Origin of the sequence: Curtobacterium sp. DN_7.5 (assembly GCF_022655355.1) — a bacterium.
Taxonomy (GTDB): Bacteria; Actinomycetota; Actinomycetes; order Actinomycetales; family Microbacteriaceae; genus Curtobacterium; species Curtobacterium luteum.
Map to the genome: position 1 here is coordinate 1,737,470 of NZ_CP093378.1, position 18,165 is coordinate 1,755,634.

Here is an 18,165-nt window from a genome sequence, read left to right on the forward strand (position 1 = left end):
CGACGCCCCGGGAACGGATCCTGGGGGCGCCCTTCCCAGAAAGCACCAAGGACCCGCTGGCGGCCGGGATCAGGCGGGCGTGCCGAGCCGGTACCCGCGTCCGCGGACGGTCGCGATGAGGTCGCGTTCGGTCTTCTTCCGGATGTAGTGGACGTAGGTGTCGACGGTGCCGAGCTGCTCGCCGCGCTCGAAGACCGCGGACAGCAGCTGCTCGCGGGAGAACACCCGGTCCGGTGCCGCTGCGAGGACGGCGAGCAGCTCGGACTCGCGGTCGGTCAGCGCGACGCGACCGCTGTAGGGGGAGTGCACGGTGTGGTCGTCGGGGCGGAACGACCACCCGCCGATCTCGATCGACGGACCGGGTGCGTCGTAGTCCCGGGTGAGTGCCCGCAGTCGTGCCTGGAGTTCGTCGAAGTCGAACGGTTTCACCAGGTAGTCGTTCGCGCCGGCGTCGAGGCCGGACACCCGGTCGTGCACCTCGCCGAGCGCGGTGAGCACGAGCACGGGGGTGGCGACGCGGAACCGTCGCAGTTCGCGGACGACGTCCAGGCCGTCGCCGTCGGGGAGGCGTCGGTCGACGACGAGCACGTCGAAGAGCCGGTGGAGTGCGGCCTCGAGCGCGGTGACGCGTGTGGTCACGAGTTCGACGTCCCACGCGTCGGCGAGGACGTCGCGCACGATCGGACCGAGGCGCGGGTCGTCCTCGACGAGCAGGAGCCGCGGTCGTGCGGTCACCGGGCGGCTCCGCGGCGGGGGAGCGGCTCCACGATCGGCAGCGTCAGGGCGAACACCGTGCCGAGTCGTCCGGTGCGTTCGACCCGGACGTCGCCGCCCGCGCGGACGGCGATGTCGCGGACGAGCGCCAGCCCGATGCCGTTGCTGGTCCGGGTCGGGCCGTCCGGAGGGACGCTGCCGTGCGCGAAGCGGTCGAACACCCGGCGCGGCGCGATGCCGGTGATCCCGGCGCCCTCGTCGCGGACCCGGATGACGACCGCGCTGCCGACGCGCTCGTTCTCGATCCACACTGCGCCGCCGGTCGGACTGTGACCGACGGCGTTGTCCACGAGCGCGACGAGGGCACGTCGGAGCTGGGTGGGCGTCACCCGCACGACGACGTCCCCCGGCGAGACGACCAGCTGGACGCGGCGGTCCCGGGCGAGGACCGCCGTGTCGCTCGCGACGGCCGTGAGCGCGTCGTCGAGCGGCGCCTCCGCGCGTTCGTCCGTGCGTCCGGCGGCGGTGGCGAGGAGGTCCTCGACGACCTCCGTGAGGGACCGGGTGTCCGTGCGCAGTTCGTCGGCGACGGCGCGCTCGGGGCTCGTCGGCGGGAGCATGGCCTGCAGCTGTTGGACACGGGCGCTCAGGACGGTGAGCGGCGTGCGGAGCTCGTGCCCGGCGTCGGCGACGAAGGTCCGCTGCAGCCGGTGGGCCTCGGCGAGCGGCCGCACCGCGCGGCCCGCGATCAGCCAGGTGGCGACCCCGGCGAGGAGCACGGCCGCCGCGCCGACGACGAGGACCGCGACGAGGAGGTCGACGGTGTCGAGGTAGACGTGCACGTCCTCGGGTCCGTGCCGCTCGGACTGCTGCCCCGGCGTCAGCTGCCAGGCCACGTAGAGGACCACGAGCACGACCACGGAGACGACGAGCGCGGCGGACACGACCGCGACCCGGAAACCGATCGCGAGCGCGGACCGTCGGTAGACGCGACGGTCGGGGTCGCGGTCACCGATGCGCCGGAGGGCGTCGGGGACCCCGTCGAGCAGTGTCCTCACGGGTGGTCCTCCTTCCGGACGCGGTGCCGACCAGTCTGCTCCAGCCGACGGGCGAGCGGATCCACGACGTTCCCGACCCAGACCGCCCTGGCCGCCGGCGCGACCGCGAGTGCCCACACCACGGACGCGGCGAGGTCGGTCGGCCAGTGCACGCCGTCCACCGCGAGGGCGAGCACGACGAACAGCACCCCGAGACCGCCCACCACCGCGACCGCCCGGCGACGGCGCCCCGGGGGCACCAGGGCGAGCACTGCGAGCAGGAGCGCGGTCACGAACACCGCGTGACCGCTGGGGAAGGACGGGTCCGGTTGCACGGGCACGAACGGGTGGGGCAGCACGGAGCCGTCCGGACGCGGCCGAGCGACCACGAGTTTGAGCAGGTCCGACGTGATCCAGGTCAACGCCACGGTCCCCGCGAACCCCGCGGCGGTCGCGACGCGTCGGGTCCGGATCCAGACGAGGGCGGTCAGTGCGACCGTCAGGAGCACGGCCGGCACCGGTTCGAACGCCGCGTAGACGGCGGACCCGACCGCGGCCGCCGTCCCGGTGTGCGCGGCGTTGAGGGAGCGGGCCAGGGGCTCGTCGACGGGGTGTGCGCGGAGCAGGAAGCCGATCAGCACGAGCGCGGCGACGATGACAGCGGCGCGCACGACGCGGCGGCCGAGGGCCCGCTGGTCGAGGGGTGCGGTCGGGGGAGCGGTGGTGGGCGGGGTGGGCACGGGTCCAGTGCACCCATCCCGTCCCAAGAATCGACGAAGAACGTCCCGGTCCTCGTCGCAGGCGGTGTCAGCCGCTGTACGTGTACGTCGAGACCCAGTCGATGTAGAGGTGGCCCTTGGCGCCCCAGTTGCCCACCTGGAACATGTACCGGTGCGCGGAGGTCGGCACGTCCCAGGTGACCGTGCTGATCACCTTGCCGTCGAGGAGGTACCGGACGCTCTTCCCGGGGATCCACTCGATCGAGTAGACGTGCCAGTCGCGCCACGAGGCGCGCGTGGTCTGGCTGGTCGCCATCACCTCGTTGCCGGGCTGCATGGAGTGCTGGTGCGACATGGGAGAGTCCTCGAAGTTGCTCTCCGGGTAGTCGATCTCACCGTCGCTCCACACGTTCGACGTCGGCCAGAGCATGAACGCGGCACCGTTCCCGACGCCGCCGGTCGCCTTCGCCCGCACGCTGAACTTGCCGCCCTTGTGGCCCCAGGCGCCGGTGGGGGTGCCGAACGTGCCGGCGGCTCCGTGCTTGCCGTCGAGGTAGACGTCCATGTGCCCGTTCAGGGAACGGATCTGCTTGCCCGACCAGTACATGTTGCTCATGCCGTCGGGGTACGGTTGCCAGCTGTCGGCGTACGTCCTCGCGAACTTGCCGCCCCAGTTGGCGGTGGTCCTGAACTCCTCGACGAACTGCTGCTTGAACTTCCCGACGTTGCCCCGTGGCGCGGCGGTGGCGGCGGCCTGCGCGACCGATGCGCTCCCGATGGGCGTGATCACGAGACCGGCCGCGAGCACGGCGACCGCGAGCACGGCGCGGATCGAGGTCTGCTGACGCATGGTTCTCCCACTCCCTGATGTGCGATGAGGACGGTCGGTCCTGCGCCGTCGGTGGAACGGCTCCGACCAGAGGTGCCACCGGTCCCTCGGTGGCCCTGCACGCCCGGTCGCCGACCTCCCCAGGAGGGTTCCCGTGCGTGTGCCACGAGCCTATGGAGACGTCCGCGGCGTGGCGCGCCCAGGACGTCCCCAGAAGGTGGTACGCGGCTACCCCACTTGGAGGGGGTCGACGCGCCCGAGGGAGCCGGACGGTGTGCTGCCGTGCCCCGGAGGGGTTACGCTTGACCGGTACGCGGATGTGGCGCAGTGGTAGCGCATCACCTTGCCAAGGTGAGGGTCGCGAGTTCGAATCTCGTCATCCGCTCGGACAGAAGGCCCCGGTCGACCGACCGGGGCCTTCGTCGTACCGCGGCAGGCACCGCGGCCGGCGGTGGGTCGGGACGTTCGTCGCGACCGTGCGACACGCGACGAACGCAGGATTCGGGTGCCCGCGCTCGTCGGCGTCGGGGCCACCGTGCCCCTGGGCCGGGACGGATGGGTGGTCCGTCGGCCCGGGAGAGCATCCGGAGCCGTGCGCACTCCGGATGGGTCACCGGGCCACCGTTGCGGTTTCCCGCACAATTCCCGCACGACACGCGGGACGACCTTGCGCTCAGTGGGACGGTGTGGAGGAGGCCCGCGCTCCCGGGAAGCCGACCCAGCGCCGGCCGGGGGCGTCGACCACGGTGACCAGGACGGCGTCGCAGTCCCGGCAGCGCGCGACGGCTCCCATCGCGCACACGTGGACGCGAGCCCGGGCGAGGACCCCGCCGCCCCCGCACCCCGCGCACCGCAGGAGTGCGGTGGTCGCATCCGGTCCGAGCCGCTCGGCGAGCGTGCCGGCCAGGGCGTTCCCGTCGACGACCGTCATCCGTTGCCCCCGAACCGCTCGGCGCGCACGTCGGTGGTGTCGTGGCCGAGTTCGCCGAGCCACCGCAGGACCTGTTCGACGAACGGCGTCGACCCGCAGACGTAGACCAGCGCCCCCGAACCGGGTGGGAACACCGCCGCCGCGAGCGACTCGCGCGTCAGACGGCCGACCGGTTCCCCTGCGGGCGCCCGTCGGCTGTGCACGACCGTCGTCGCGACGCCGGCCGCGGCCGCACGGGCGAGCTCGTCGCGGAAGAAGACGTCCTCCGGGGTGCGGACGGCGTACAGCAGCCGGAACGGAGCCGCGTCCCCGGCGTCGACGTGGGCGGTGGCGATCGCCGCGAGCGGCACGATGCCGGATCCGCCGGCGATCAGCTGCACCGGTCGGTCCTCCGTCCCCGGGCGCCACACGAACCACCCGCCGAGCGGGCCGTGGACCTCGAGGGCGTCGCCGACCTCGACCGCGTCGACGAGGAACGGGGACACCTCGCCGCCGTCGACGCGGTCGACAGCGAGGACGACCCGCGTGGCGTCGCCGGACGATGCGATCGAGTACGACCGCGATGCCTGGTAGCCGTCCTCGGCGGTCAGCCGCAGGTCGAGGTGCTGGCCCGCGTCGTTGCCGGGCCACGTCGGGACGTCGAGGACGATGCGGCGCGCGTTCGGCGTCTCCCGGGCGACCGACGCGACCGTGGCCGCGTGCCAGGCCGGCCGCCTGCGCACCGCCGGCGACGAGGACGCGGCGATCCGTGCCTCCAGGCCGGTGTCGGGGAGCGTCACCAGTACCGCTCTTCCTTCCAGGGATCGCCGTGCATGTTGTAGCCCGCGTTCTCCCAGAACCCCGGCTCGTCGTCGGACTGCATGACGATCCCGCGGACCCACTTCGCGCTCTTCCAGAAGTACAGGTGCGGCACGAGCAGGCGGGCCGGGCCGCCGTGCTCGGGTGTGAGGGGCTCGCCGTCCGCCTCGAACGCGATCCACGACTGCCCGTCCAGGAGCTCGTCGAGGGGCAGGTTCGTCGTGTAGCCGCCGAAGCTGTGGACCATGCAGAAGTCCAGCGAGGTCTCGACGTCTGCGAAGAGGCGGTCGAGCGGGACCCCGCGCCAGGGCATGTCGAGCTTGGTCCAGTGGGTGACGCAGTGGATGTCCACGGTGACGTCCTCGACCCCGAGCGCGTGCACCTCGTCCCACGTCCACGAGTGCAGCCCCGACTCGGTCCGGATCGAGAACGACCAGTCGCTCGGCTCGATGTCGGGCGTGGCGCCGGCGGAGAGGACGGGCCAGTCCTGCACCAGGGTCTGCCCCGGTGGGATGCGGGAGTCGTCGCGCTCGTGCCGTCGTCCGCCGAAACCGCGGGTGAAGGTCGCCATGCAGCGATCCTCCCGCGCTCCTCCGACCCTGCATGTAACGGGTTGGTAAACACTCGGGCCGTCCGCACGGCCTCGACCGACCCCGCTGCTTCCGCGACACCGCGGGCATCGACGGGGGTCCTCCGGCCCCGATGCCTCTCCGACGGGGGCTTGGGGGATCGGCCGACCTCCCTTATCGTTCACCGGAACGATTACCAGGAGGGGCCACTCCGAATGCAGCCCATCGTCCACGAACCCCGGAACGACGGCGGCCCGAGCCGTCGGACGCTCCTCACCGGCGCGGCCGGCATCGCCGGTCTCGGCCTGCTCGCCCTGACCGGCTGCAGCAGCGGCGCGAGCGCCGGGCCCGCAGACCTCCCGCGAACCGCGGCCACCGGGACCGCCCGGCGTGGCGGACGGCTCCGGGTCGCGCGTCCGGCGGCGTCGGCGGCCGAGACGCTCGACTCCGCCGGGTCCCTGTCCGCCTACGAGTACCTCGGCGCGCTCTACAACCGGCTGGTGAAGCTCGACGAGCAGGGACGGACCGTACCGGACCTCGCAGAGGAGTGGTCCGCGAACGCCGACGGCACCGAGTGGACCTTCCACCTGCGCCGTGGCGTGCGGTTCCACGACGGCTCCGGGTTCACCGCCGCCGACGCGATCGCGAGCATCCAGCACATCCTCGACGAGGAGACCGCCAGCCCGCAGGCCGGGGTCCTCGGCGAGGTGATGGACGCCCGGTCGATGACCGCCGTCGACGCGCACACGCTCCGTTTCGCCCTGACGAAGCCGAACGCCGAGTTCCCGTCGCTCCTCACCGCGTACCAGTGCTACATCGTGCCCGCGGCGGCGATCGCGGACATCAGTCGCACCGGCATCGGCACCGGACCGTTCCGGCTGTCGTCCTTCACCCCGGCCGGCGCCGGCAGCGTCGAGGCCTTCGACGACCACTTCGCCGGGCGTCCGGCGCTCGACGGCGTCGACTTCTTCTCGGTCCAGGACACGACCGCCCGGGTGAACGCGCTGCTCGCCGGGCAGGTCGACCTCATCTCGCAGACGAACCTCGACTTCGCGACCGCCCGCGTCGTCGCGGCCTCCGACCGGGCGACGATCGCGCGCTCCGAGAACGCGCAGTGGTACACGATCCCGATGCTCGCGACCAGCGACGAGTTCCGCGACCCGCGCGTCCGCCGGGCGATGAAGCTCGCGTACGACCCGCGCGCGATCGTGGCGACCGCGCTGCAGGGCACCGGTTCGCCTGGATGGGACAACCCCGTGCCGCCGCAGCTCGCCGCCTTCGTGGACGACCACCGCGAGTACGACCCGGACAAGGCCAAGGCGCTGCTCAAGGCCGCCGGGCGGTCGGACCTGCGTGCACCGATCTACACGTCGAGCTACGAGTCCGTCTTCACCCCGATGGCCGTCGCCTACCGTGACGCCGTCGCGGACGCGGGCATCCGCCTGACCGTGAAGAACGCCAGCTCCGACTCGTACTACACGCAGATCTGGATGCAGAAGCCCCTGATGGTGAGCTACTGGTTCACCGGGCGCCCGATCGACCAGCTGCTGAACCAGATCTTCCGGTCCGGGTCCTCCTACAACGAGAGCGCGTGGTCGAACGAACGGTTCGACGCGCTGCTCGACGACGCCCGCGCCGAGATGGACGACGCCAAGCGCCTGACGCTCTACCAGGACGCCCAGCGACTCGTCGTCGAGGACGGCGCCGACATGACCCCGATGTTCGGGGACCGCCTGGTGGGGCTGTCCCGGGACGTCGTCAACTACTCGGAGTACGGCTTCGAGTTCGACTGGCTCCGGATCGGACTGCGACGATGACCTCCACCACCAGACCGATGGACGTCCTCGTCCCGGTCCTCCGCCGACTCGGGATCGCCGTCCTCACGGTGGTGCTCGCGTCGTTGTTCGTGTTCCTCGCGGTGCAGGCGCTGCCCGGCGACGTCGCGCAGCAGCTGCTCGGGCAGAACGCCACGCCCGAGGCCGTGCAGCAGCTCCGCGCGTCGCTCGGCCTCGACCGGAACGTGTGGCTGCGGTACCTCGAGTGGCTCGGCGGCGCGGTCCACGGCGACTTCGGCACCTCGCTCGTCAGCGGGTCGCCCGTCGCGCCGACGCTGTTCACCGCGTTCCGGAACAGCATGCTCATCGCCGTGCCCGCCATGCTCGTCGGCGTCACGCTCTCGCTGTTCCTCGGCGTCGTCGCCGGTGTCCGGCGCGGCCGCACCACCGACCGGGTCGTCTCGGTCGTGAGCCTCGTCGTGATGAGCGTCCCGGAGTTCATGGTCGCCACCGTGCTCGTGCTCTGCTTCGCCATCGGCCTGCCGCTGTTCCCCGCCGTCGTCCTGCGCGGCAGCGACGCGACCGTCGGTGAGCTCCTGCCGACGATCTGGCTGCCGATCACCGTGCTCACCCTCGCGATGGCGGCCTACATCGTCCGGACGGCGCGGTCGTCGACGATCGACGTGATGGCGTCCGAGTTCGTGACCACCGCGGAGCTGAAGGGCCTGCCGATCCGCCGCGTCGTGTGGAAGCACGCGCTCCCGAGCGCACTCCTGCCCACCCTGACCGTCATCGCGCTGAACGTCGCGTGGCTCCTCGGCGGCGTGGTCGTCGTGGAGAACGTCTTCAACTACCCGGGCATGGGCAAGCTCATGCTCGAGTCCGTGTACGACCGCGACCTCCCCACCATCGAGGCGATCGCGCTCCTGAGCGCCGTCGCCTACGTCGTCTGCAACCTCGTCGCCGACCTCGTCGCGCTCGCACTCGACCCGAAGCTGCGCACCCGGCAGCGCCGCACCCGCGTGCGCCGCCGGAGCACCGGCAGCGCCGTGACCCGACCCTCCCGGAAGGCCGCAGCATGACCGCCGTCACACCGCGCCCCCGTGGCGTGCTCCGTCCGGGGACGACCGGTCGGTTGCTCGCGCCGCTCCGGGGCTCCACCGCCCTCGCGATCGGTGCGGGGCTGATCGCCCTGCACCTGGTGCTCGCGCTCCTCGCACCGGTGATCGCCGGGCACGACCCGGTGGCGACGAACGCCGCCGACGTGCTCGCCGGACCCACGTGGACGCACTGGCTCGGCACCGACCAGTACGGGCGCGACGTCCTGTCCCGCACCCTGAACGGCGGCCGGTACGCGCTCCTCGTCACCTTCCTCGCGACGACCACCGCCGTCGCGGTCGGGACCGTGCTGGGCTGCACGACCGCGTACGCGGACAACTGGTTCGACGAGGTCGTCATGCGGGTCGTCGACGCCCTGCTCAGCGTCCCGTCGATCCTCGCGCTCCTCGTGGTCGTGACCGTGTTCGACGCCGGACTCTGGGTGATCGTGCTCGCCGTCACGGTCGTGTACGCCCCCGCGGTCACCCGCGTCGTCCGCGGTGCCGCGAGGACCGTGATCACGCAGGACTACGTCACCGCGGCACGCGCCCGCGGCGAGCGCCCGCTGTCGATCGTGTTCCGCGAGATCCTCCCGAACGTGCTCGACGTCGTGCTGGTCGAGTACGCGATGCGCGCTTCGTGGATCGTGCTGCTCGTCGCCTCGCTGTCCTTCCTCGGCTTCGGGGCGAACCCGCCGACGCCGGACTGGGGTCTCATGGTGCAGGAGAACCGGACGGCCCTCACCGTCGTGCCGCTCGGGACCCTCGCACCGATCGTCGCCCTGGCCACCCTCGTGGTCGGGCTGAACCTCGCCGCGGACGGGCTCGCGAAGTCCCTCGGCGTCGACCGTGCGAAGCAAGGAGCCGCCGCATGACCAGCACCTCGACCGTGACCTCGACCGCGGCGGGCGACGCCGGCGCGGTCCCCGTGGTCCAGGTGGACGACCTCGCGATCTCGTACGCTGCCGGGGCCCGCACGGTCCCCGTCGTGCGCGGGGTGGGCTTCTCGATCCGGGCGGGCCGGACCCTGGGGCTCGTCGGCGAGTCCGGCAGCGGCAAGTCCACCGTCGCTCGCACCCTCCTCGCGCACCTGCGCGCCGGCTCGGTCGTCGAGCGCGGCAGTGTCCGGGTGGCCGGTGCGGACGTGTTCGCCCTGTCGGTGGCCGGGCGACGGGCCCTCCGCGGCGGCACGGTCGCGGTGGTCGCGCAGAACGCGGGCCAGGCGTTGACCCCGTCGATGCGGATCGGGGAGCAGATCCGCGAGGCCCTCCGGGCGCACGGCGAGCCCGACGGCCCGGACCGGGTCGCCGAACTCGCCCGTCTCGTCCGGCTGCCGTCGCCGGAGACGATCGTCCGGCGCTGGCCGCACCAGCTGTCGGGCGGTCAGCAGCAGCGAGTCGCGATCGCGATGGCCGTGGCCGCGCGGCCCCGGGTGCTCGTGCTCGACGAGCCGACCACGGCGCTCGACGTCGTCACGCAGGCAGCGGTCCTCGACCTCGTCGCGGACCTCGGCCGCGAGCTCGGCATGGCCGTCCTGCTCGTGAGCCATGACCTGGGCGTGGTGTCGGCCATGGCCGACGAGATCGCGGTCATGCACGACGGGTCGATCGTCGAGCACGCCGCGACCGCGGCGCTCTTCGCCGCGCCGCAGCACCCTTACACGCGTGCCCTGTTGTCCGCGGTCCCGGACGGACGGCGGCCCGGGCCCGCGTCGCCGGTCCCGGATCGACGCGTCAGCGGCGGGTCGGCCGTGCCGGCGGGGGGAGGCACGGATCGCCCCGCCGACGACGCCACCGTCCCGGGGACGGTCCCGGTCGACGGCACGCACACCGGGCCTCCCGACGGCGTCCGTCCGATCGTGGCGGCCGACGACCTGGTGATCCGCCACGGACGTGGCCTGCCGGCCGCCGTGGACGGCGTCTCGTTCACGATCGCACCGCGGGAGACCCTCGCGGTCGTGGGCGAGTCCGGGAGCGGGAAGTCGACCCTCGCGACCGCGCTGGCGGGGCTCGTGCCCGCGGAGTCCGGCGTGTTCTCCTTCGATGACGGCACCGTCTCGGGCGACCTCGCGGCGCCGGTGGCCGAGCGCTCGCCCGAGCTCCGCCGCGCGGTGCAGCTCGTGTTCCAGAACGCGGACACGTCGCTCAACCCGCGACGCACGGTCGGCGCGGCGATCGGCCGGCCACTCCGGCTGTTCACCGGGGCGTCGTCGCGGGAGCGGGTCGGGGAGCTCCTCACCCTGGTCGGCCTCGGACCGGAGTTCGCCGACCGCCTGCCCGCGCAGCTGTCCGGCGGGCAACGGCAGCGTGTCGGGATCGCCCGGGCCCTCGCCGCCGAGCCGCGTCTGGTGATCGCCGACGAGATCACCACGGCACTCGACGTCCAGGTGCAGGCGGGCATCCTCGCGCTCCTGACGGACCTGCAGCGGGAGCGGGGTCTGAGCTGCCTCTTCATCAGTCACGACCTCGCGGTCGTCCGCGGGGTGTCGGACCGGGTCGCGGTGATGACCGGCGGCCGGATCGTCGAGGTCGGTCCGACCGAGGCGGTGTTCCGCGGCCCGAACCACCCCTACACGGCGACGCTGCTGGCGGCGACGCTCGAGCCGGGCAGCACCGAGCTGCCCGACGTCGACGACGGCGTGCAGCGGTGGCGGCACGCCGACGGCTGGACCGACCACGGCGACGGCCACCAGGTCCGGAACTGGACCACCACGGAAGGGGACGACGCGTGAGCGCGTGGTTCACGGCGATCGGCGACCCGTCGTCGCTGCCGGACGGGGTGACCGTCCGCGACGAGTGGATCCCGATGCCCGACGGGGTGCGACTGCACGCCCGGATCTGGTCGCCCACCGCGTCCTCGGGACCGCTGCCGGTGCTGCTCGAGTACCTGCCGTACCGGCTCGACGACTGGACGGCGCCACGGGACTCGGAGCGGCACCCCTGGTACGCCCAGCACGGGTACGTCTCGGTGCGGGTCGACATCCGCGGGACGGGGTCCTCGGACGGGTTCTTCGACGACGAGTACAGCGAGCAGGAGCTCCGTGACGGCGAGGCCGTGATCGCGTGGCTCGCCGGGCAGCCGTGGTCGACGGGCGCCGTCGGCATGTTCGGCATCTCGTGGGGCGGCTTCAACGCGCTGCAGCTCGCGGCCCGGGCACCGGCTGCCCTCAAGGCCATCGTGACCGTCTGCTCGACCGACGACCGGTACGACAACGACGTGCACTACGCCGGCGGGGCGGTGCTCGGCATCGACATGGCCGCGTGGGGCGCGACGATGTTCGCGTTCAACTCGCGTCCGCCGCGGCCGGAGGTGGTCGGCGCCGACTGGGTCGCGCGCTGGGCGGAACGGCTCGAGCGGAACCGTCCGATGACGCCCGTGTGGCTGTCCCACCAGGAGCGCGATGACTACTGGCGCCACGGCAGCGCCGCCGAGGAGTACGGGGACATCCGGGCCGCCGTCCTCGCGGTGGGCGGCTGGGCGGACCCGTACCGCGACGCCGTGCTGCGGCTCGTCGAGCACGTCGACGCGCCGGTCAAGGGGATCGTCGGCCCGTGGTCGCACCAGTACCCGGACCGTGGGCTCGCGCCGGGACCGTCGATCGGCTTCCTGCAGGAGACCCTGCGCTGGTGGGACCGCTGGCTCCGGGGCGTCGACACCGGGGTGGAGCAGGACCCGGCGCTGCGGGCGTGGATCAACGAGGGCGAAGCGCCCGCCACGTACTACGCGGAGCGGCGCGGCCGCTGGGTCGGCGCCGAGGCGTGGCCGTCGGCGGCGACCACCCCGCGGACGGTCGCACTGTCCTCGACCCGGGGCGGTGGCGACGGTCCGCTCGTCGCCCGCTCGCCCGAGCACACCGGCGTCGACGCGGGTCGGTTCTTCCCGTTCGGGAACGCCACCGACCTGCCGCCGGACCAGCGCGCCGAGGACGGCCGCTCGATGTGCTTCGACCTCCCCGTGGAGGAGGCCTTCGACCTGCTCGGCACGGTGACGGTCGACCTGGCCGTGACGAGCGACGCCACCCGGGCGAACGTCGTGGTGCGCCTGTGCGACGTCGCCCCGGACGGCGCCTCGACGCTCGTGACGCGCGGGGTGCTCAACGCCGCGCGTCGGCGCGGGATGGACCGCGCGGACGCGCTCGTCCCGGGGGAACCGACCGTGCTGCCGGTCCGGCTCGTCTCGACCGGACACCGGTTCGCCGTCGGGCACCGGGTCCGGATCGCGGTGTCGACGTCGTACTGGCCGTGGGTGTGGCCGCACGGGACCTCGCCGACGCTCACGATCGACCCGGCGTCCTCGGTCGTCCGCCTGCCGGTCTGGACGCGTGCGACCGACGACGACGTGCGGTTCGGGGAGCCGGAACGGTCGACCCCGCTCGCGATCGCACGGGTCGCCCCGGCGGAGGCCCTGCCGCAGCGGACCGTCACCCACGACGTCGAGACGGGGGAGTGGACGCTCGACGTCGACCCCGGGTACGGCGGCGGACGGGTCTACCCCGACGGGCTGGTGTTCACCGAGGACGCCCGGGAGACCTACCGCATCCGAACCGGGGACCCGACGAGCGCCCGGGCGTCGTCACGGTGGTCGATCGGCCTCGCGACCACGACGTGGGGCGCACGGCTCGAGACCGCCTCGGAACTGACCGCCACGGCGGATGCGTTCCGGGTGGAGAACACGGTGCGGGCGTGGGCACGCGACGGTGACGAGGACACGCCGGAGGTGCTCGTCGCCGAGCACACGTTCGTGGACGACGTCCCGAGGACGTCGGCGTGAGCGGGGGGTCCGACGCGCGGCCGCCCGCCGGGGTGTCCGGCTCCGTCCGTGCGCGGCAGCGCCCCGAGGTCCGACGGGCGATGATCGTGGCCGCCGCCCGCGAGGTGATCGTCCGCCGCGGCGTCGGGTCGACCGGGCTGCGGGACATCGCCGCCGAGGCCGGAGTCTCGGTCGGCACGGTCACGTACCACTTCGGCAGCGTCGCGGAGATCCTCAACGAGGTCGTCGTGCTCGAGACCGAGCGCTTCTACGGCGCGATCGTCGACGCCGTCGACGCCGAACCCGACCCCGTCAAGGCCGTGCGGATGCTCGTCGAACCCCTCTTCGCCGAACGCGAGGAGGTCCGGCAGCACTGGCGGATCTGGTCCGACTACTGGACCGCCGTCGTTCGTCGCCCCGAGGTCGCGGCCGAGTACGCCGAGCGGATCCGGGTGTGGGAGGCCTGCCTGGCCCGGGCGGTCCGCCGGGGCGTCGACGCCGGCGTGTTCACGCCGTCCGCGGAACCCGAGGTCGTCGCGCTCAAGCTCGCCGCGTACAGCGACGGCGTCGCGACGCAGATCCAGCAGGGCGTCCCCGGACTCACCAACGCTGTCGCCCTGGAGTGGATGTGGGGCTTCCTCGAGCACGAACTCGGGGAACCCCTGGCGGGTTCCGAGCCCGCTCCCCTTGTCCGGCGGTGATCGGTGCCCTACCGTTGCGCCATGGCACGGACCCGGCGGCAGCCCAGTGAGCGCGTCCTCGTCGCCGGCAGCGCCCGGGACCTCCCCGAGATCCGCCGGCAGCTCCTCGAGCTGCCGGACGACGCGTACGGCCAGGTGCTCGTCGAGGTCGCCGTCGACGAGGAGGTCCGCATCCTCCCCGCGCCGCCCGGTGTCGCCGTCACGTGGCTGGTCCGGAGCACCAGGGCGTCCCGCGTGGCGACGCTGGCGTTCGCCGACCACGGCGAGGTGCTCGCCGAGGCCGTGACCGCGTGGGCGGGCGAGTGGTGCGTCGCCGGGTGCGAGCCCTGCACGTCGGTGTGGATCGGCTGCGCCGAGAGCGCGTGGGTGGAGCGTGCCCGGTCGGTGGTGCAGCTCGAGCTCGACGACGCCGGGCAGCACGTCGAGATCGGCGGCTGACCACCCCATCCCGCCCCTCGAGCAGCGGGCCGACACGCCCGGCTCAGTGGAACACGACGTCCGGCGCGTCGACCCGGCGGTCCGTCACCGTGGTCGGCGACTCGAGGTGCACCGCGCCCGACGGGACGATGCCCGCGCCGCCGAAGCGTTCCATGACCCGCCACTGGGCGACGACGTCCTCGCCGGCGTGCTGCGGCGGGAGCTCGGGCCAGAAGCGGAACGCGCCCGCCGAGTCGAGTCGCTCCCGGTCGTAGAGCACGCAGGCGCCGACCCAGGCGACCCGGTAGGGCACCCAGCCGCCCTGCTCCACACCGAGGTCGGAGGCGACGTGCGCCAGGTTCGCGGCGTTGTGGAGCGACCACCGGTCGTGAGCCGGGGTCCCGCGACGCACGACCTCCGGTTCGACACCGTCCGCCCACGGCTCGAACACCGCTGTCTCGGCCGGACGTCGGTCGGCCAGGTACGACAGCCCCTGCACGGCCGACCCCACGAACCCGCAGTCGAGCGAGCGCAGGGCGTCGAGCATCCGGCGGACCGTGCCCGGCTCGAGCCAGACGTCGTCGTCGAGGAACAGCACCGCGGGTGCGGTGGCGTGGTCGAGCAGGAACTGCCGGTGCTCCGCGAGTCCCAGCCGACCCGGGTGCGTGAGGAGCGTGACGGGCCGGCCCTGCGCCTCCAGGACGCGGACCATCGCGGCGGCCGCCGGCCGGGCGGCGGCGTCCCCGTCCACCGACTGGTCGCTCAGCACGAGCCGCAGGTCGACGTCCACCTGGGCCGCGAGCCCGGCGAGCGTCGTGGCGAGCTCGGCGGACCGACCGACGGTCGGCACGAGGACGTCGACCTCGGGCGCTGCCCCGTCGACCCGGGGCCGCGCCCAGTCGCCGGACCAGCGCGCGGTCACGACGACTCGCGGATGCGGCGCACCACGGCGGTGGTGGAGTGCTCCGCGACGTAGTCGACCATGACGACCTCGCCGCCGTACTCGCGGACCACCGCGGTCTCGCTGAGCATCTCGGGGGAGTAGTCGCCGCCCTTGACGTAGACGTCCGGCCGGATGCGGCGGAGGAGCGGGATCGGGGTGTCGGTCGCGAAGACCGTGACGAGGTCGACGCAGGCGAGGGCGGCCAGCACCCCGGCGCGGTCCTCGGCGGTGTTGATCGGCCGCTCCGGTCCCTTCAGCCGCCGCACCGAGTCGTCGTCGTTCAGCGCGACGACGAGCAGGTCGCCGAGCTCGCTCGCCTGCCGGAGGTACGTGGTGTGCCCGCGGTGCACGACGTCGAAGCAGCCGTTGGTGAACACGATCCGACGTCCGACGGCGCGGGCGGCGGCGACCGCGTCGGCGAGTTCGTCGTGGTCGACGACGGTCTCGGCGGGTGCGGTGACCGACGCGACGAGGGCACTGGCGGAGCACACCGAGGTGCCGGCCTCGCGGACCACGACGTCTGCCGCCGCCTGGGCGAACGCGACCGCCTGACGACGGGGCGCACCGACGGCCAGCGCGACGGTCGCACCGGCGCAGAAGGTGTCACCGGCGCCGGACGCCTGCTGTTCGGCGGCCGGGGTCGCGCGGGTGCGGAACCCCTGATCGCTGCCGGCCTCCAGCAGGACCGTCCCGTCGCGGTCCAGGGTGACCACGGCGGCGTGCGCCCCGGTCACGGCGAGGATCGCCTCCCGGGAGCCCACCACGGCGGCGACCCGGGCCGATCCCTGCCCGAGGTCGTGCGGCACGTGGCCCGCGGCGAGACCGTCCCGGTGGGCGCGGGCCAGCAGCGCCGCCGCCTCGCCGGAGTTCGGCGTCACGAGGTCCGGGTGCAGCGCCGCCCAGCGGGCGAGGTCGTGCGCGTCCACCACGACGGCGGCGGGCCGGTCGCGGTCGAGCATCGGGACGACGCTCTCCGGGTCGACGCCGAGGCCGTAGTCGCACACCACGGCGGCGTCCGCGCACCGGACGGCCCGGGCGACGGCCTCCGAGAACCGCGAGCGCGCGGCGGCATCCGGGGGAGCGGCGATGTCGTCGACCCGCACCACCACCCGGTCGCCGCCGACGACGCGGTCCTTCGTGGTGGTCCGGGCGCCGGGCACCTCGACGAGGAAGGTCGTGTCGACGCCTGCCGCGGCCAGGCGGTCGCGGAGCACCCGCCCGGACTCGTCGTCGCCGACGTAGCCGACCATGCGGACACGGGCGCCGAGCGCGCGGGCGTTCACGGCGGTGTTCGCGGCGCCGCCGGGCACCGCGATGCTCTCCGTGACGCGGACGACGGGCGCCGGGGCCTCGCGCGAGACCCGTTCGGCCTCGCCGACCGTCCACCGGTCGAGGATGCCGTCGCCGATCACAACGACGAGGGGCTCGCGGTCGTCGATGCGCCCCACGAGCTCGCGGACGAGCCGCACGTCGGCGGTCAACGTGCACCGCCGGCGGGCTCGAGGTGGACGACCGTGGTGGTGGTCAGCTCGTCGAGGAGGTGCGGGCCGTAGCCGAACCCGGACCCGGAGGCACCACGGGGTTCGGCGCTGCCGCCCGGTGCGCCGCCGAAGACGGCGTTCACCTTGACGGTCCCGACGGGGAGCTCGGCCGCGGCACGGAGGGCGTTGCCGGTGTCCGCCGTCAAGACCGTCGCGGCGAGGCCGTACCGATCCGCGGCCGCCAGTCGGAGGCCCTCGTCGAACGAGTCCACGACCCGGACCGGTGCGACCGGACCGAACGTCTCCTCGGTCATCACGAGCATGTCGTCGGCCACGCCGGTGAGGACGGTCGCGGGGTACGCCGAGCCGGGGCCGTCCGGCACGACGCCCCCGGTGCGGAGGACGGCTCCGCGTTCGACGGCGTCGCGGACCTGGTGGTGCACGGCGTCCCGCATCCGCTCGTCGACCAGCGGGCCGTACTGGGCCGCGGGAGCGGCGGTCCGGGCGTCGGCCTCGACCACGAGTGCGGCGACGAAGGCGTCGGCGACCGCACGGTGCACGTAGACGCGTTCGACGCTCGTGCAGATCTGGCCGGTGTTCGCGAAGGCACCGAGGGCGACCTGGGACGCGGCCCAGGCCGGGTCGACGTCGGCGTCCACCACGACGGCGTCGTTGCCGCCGTTCTCCCGCACCACGTGCGCGCGGGTCCGGGCGGCGACCTCGCTCAGCCGGTCGCCGGTGGCGGTCGAGCCGACGTGCGCGTAGACGTCGATGCCGTCCTGCGTCAGCAGGGCCTCGCCGGTGGCCGCGTCGCCGTCGACGCCGACGAGGACGCCCTCCGGCAGGACCTCGGCGAGGAGCTCGTTGAGCCGGGCGATGGTCGCGGGGCAGCGCTCCGAACCCTTGTGCACGACGGTGTTGCCGGTGACGATCGCGGCCCCGAGGATCCCGCACGCCACCGCGACCGGGTCGTTCCACGGCGTCAGCGCGAGCACGACCCCGCGGGGGTGCGGCACCGTCCAGTCCGCGGCACCGTGCTGGCCGCGGAGGGCTTCGCCGCGGTGCACCGGCCCGAGCTCGGCGTACTGCAGCAGCGTCCCGACGCCCGCCTCGACACCGCCGAGCGCGTCACCGGGCACCTTGCCCGTCTCACGGGTGTTCAGCGTGGCGAGTTCGTCCGCGTGCTCCCGGAGGTGCTCGGCGGCGGCGCGGAGCAGGGCACCACGCTCGGCCGGAGCGGTCCGTCGCCAGCCCGGCGCGGCGGCACGGGCACGGGCGACTGCCTGCCGCACGTCCTCGTCGGACGAGCGCGGCGTCGTCGAGGCCACCGTGCCGTCGACGGGGTCGGTCACGACGAGGTGCGCAGTGGGGTCGGTCGGGGCGAGGGTCATGCGGGTCCTTCCGT

General features: G+C 73.7%; 17 protein-coding genes and 1 tRNA gene. 8 read left to right on the forward strand and 10 right to left on the reverse strand.

The window, feature by feature from the left end; all coding sequences use genetic code 11:
- Positions 1–69: 69 nt before the first annotated feature.
- The 4 genes from MON03_RS08090 to MON03_RS08105 form a co-directional block, all read right to left on the reverse strand.
- Complete coding sequence (locus MON03_RS08090) at positions 70–735, reverse strand: response regulator transcription factor (protein WP_022904659.1); 666 nt, start codon at positions 733–735, stop codon at positions 70–72.
- Entirely contained in the window at positions 732–1,772 is a 1,041-nt protein-coding gene (locus MON03_RS08095; RefSeq protein ID WP_175329290.1) for a sensor histidine kinase, read from the reverse strand. Before MON03_RS08095 ends, MON03_RS08090 begins: the two co-directional genes overlap by 4 nt.
- Positions 1,769–2,491, reverse strand: a complete 723-nt coding sequence (locus tag MON03_RS08100; protein ID WP_175329289.1) for a phosphatase PAP2 family protein — start codon at positions 2,489–2,491, stop codon at positions 1,769–1,771. The genes MON03_RS08095 and MON03_RS08100 overlap by 4 nt, the downstream gene beginning before the upstream one ends.
- A gap of 67 nt (positions 2,492–2,558) precedes the next feature.
- The gene (locus MON03_RS08105) at positions 2,559–3,320 is read right to left on the reverse strand and encodes a glycoside hydrolase family 16 protein (protein ID WP_175329288.1); all 762 of its coding nucleotides are present in this window, start codon (positions 3,318–3,320) and stop codon (positions 2,559–2,561) included.
- Positions 3,321–3,612: 292 nt separating this feature from the next.
- Here MON03_RS08105 and MON03_RS08110 point away from each other — a divergent pair.
- Positions 3,613–3,684, forward strand: a tRNA-Gly gene (locus MON03_RS08110).
- Between the two features lie 288 nt (positions 3,685–3,972).
- Here the strand turns inward: MON03_RS08110 and MON03_RS08115 are convergent.
- Genes MON03_RS08115 through MON03_RS08125 form a run of 3 tightly spaced genes read right to left on the reverse strand, consistent with a single transcriptional unit; the run spans position 3,973 to position 5,599 of the window.
- The gene (locus MON03_RS08115; RefSeq protein ID WP_022904057.1) at positions 3,973–4,230 is read right to left on the reverse strand and encodes a DUF6510 family protein; all 258 of its coding nucleotides are present in this window, start codon (positions 4,228–4,230) and stop codon (positions 3,973–3,975) included.
- Positions 4,227–5,009, reverse strand: a complete 783-nt coding sequence (locus MON03_RS08120; RefSeq protein WP_188888865.1) for an FAD-binding oxidoreductase — start codon at positions 5,007–5,009, stop codon at positions 4,227–4,229. Before MON03_RS08120 ends, MON03_RS08115 begins: the two co-directional genes overlap by 4 nt.
- A complete protein-coding gene (locus tag MON03_RS08125) occupies positions 5,006–5,599 on the reverse strand; it encodes a molybdopterin-dependent oxidoreductase (protein ID WP_175329286.1) in 594 nt (197 codons plus the stop codon). Before MON03_RS08125 ends, MON03_RS08120 begins: the two co-directional genes overlap by 4 nt.
- 213 nt (positions 5,600–5,812) lie before the next feature.
- On the opposite strand from MON03_RS08125, the gene MON03_RS08130 reads away from it, so the two are divergent.
- Genes MON03_RS08130 through MON03_RS08160 form a run of 7 tightly spaced genes read left to right on the forward strand, consistent with a single transcriptional unit; the run spans position 5,813 to position 14,357 of the window.
- On the forward strand, positions 5,813–7,414 hold the full coding sequence (locus tag MON03_RS08130) for an ABC transporter substrate-binding protein (RefSeq protein WP_242091364.1): 1,602 nt from the start codon (positions 5,813–5,815) through the stop codon (positions 7,412–7,414).
- The gene (locus MON03_RS08135; protein WP_031273695.1) at positions 7,411–8,454 is read left to right on the forward strand and encodes an ABC transporter permease; all 1,044 of its coding nucleotides are present in this window, start codon (positions 7,411–7,413) and stop codon (positions 8,452–8,454) included. The genes MON03_RS08130 and MON03_RS08135 overlap by 4 nt, the downstream gene beginning before the upstream one ends.
- The gene (locus MON03_RS08140; protein ID WP_022904061.1) at positions 8,451–9,344 is read left to right on the forward strand and encodes an ABC transporter permease; all 894 of its coding nucleotides are present in this window, start codon (positions 8,451–8,453) and stop codon (positions 9,342–9,344) included. Before MON03_RS08135 ends, MON03_RS08140 begins: the two co-directional genes overlap by 4 nt.
- On the forward strand, positions 9,341–11,200 hold the full coding sequence (locus tag MON03_RS08145) for a dipeptide ABC transporter ATP-binding protein (protein WP_022904062.1): 1,860 nt from the start codon (positions 9,341–9,343) through the stop codon (positions 11,198–11,200). The genes MON03_RS08140 and MON03_RS08145 overlap by 4 nt, the downstream gene beginning before the upstream one ends.
- Entirely contained in the window at positions 11,197–13,239 is a 2,043-nt protein-coding gene (locus MON03_RS08150; RefSeq protein WP_022904063.1) for a CocE/NonD family hydrolase, read from the forward strand. Before MON03_RS08145 ends, MON03_RS08150 begins: the two co-directional genes overlap by 4 nt.
- Positions 13,236–13,919 (forward strand): TetR/AcrR family transcriptional regulator, encoded by a 684-nt coding sequence (locus tag MON03_RS08155; protein WP_242091365.1) that lies wholly within the window; start codon positions 13,236–13,238, stop codon positions 13,917–13,919. The genes MON03_RS08150 and MON03_RS08155 overlap by 4 nt, the downstream gene beginning before the upstream one ends.
- Before the next feature lie 21 nt (positions 13,920–13,940).
- Positions 13,941–14,357, forward strand: coding sequence for an SIP domain-containing protein (locus tag MON03_RS08160; protein WP_242091366.1), 417 nt, complete (start codon positions 13,941–13,943; stop codon positions 14,355–14,357).
- A 43-nt stretch (positions 14,358–14,400) separates the two neighbouring features.
- On the opposite strand, the gene MON03_RS08165 is transcribed toward MON03_RS08160, so the two are convergent.
- From MON03_RS08165 to MON03_RS08175, 3 genes are read right to left on the reverse strand one after another with little or no spacing between them, the layout of a single operon-like run.
- Entirely contained in the window at positions 14,401–15,258 is an 858-nt protein-coding gene (locus tag MON03_RS08165) for a glycosyltransferase family 2 protein (RefSeq protein ID WP_242091367.1), read from the reverse strand.
- Positions 15,255–16,760, reverse strand: coding sequence for a D-glycero-beta-D-manno-heptose 1-phosphate adenylyltransferase (gene rfaE2 / locus MON03_RS08170; protein WP_242091368.1), 1,506 nt, complete (start codon positions 16,758–16,760; stop codon positions 15,255–15,257). The genes MON03_RS08165 and rfaE2 overlap by 4 nt, the downstream gene beginning before the upstream one ends.
- Positions 16,757–18,151, reverse strand: a complete 1,395-nt coding sequence (locus MON03_RS08175) for an aldehyde dehydrogenase family protein (RefSeq protein ID WP_242091369.1) — start codon at positions 18,149–18,151, stop codon at positions 16,757–16,759. Before MON03_RS08175 ends, rfaE2 begins: the two co-directional genes overlap by 4 nt.
- Positions 18,152–18,165: the final 14 nt, after the last annotated feature.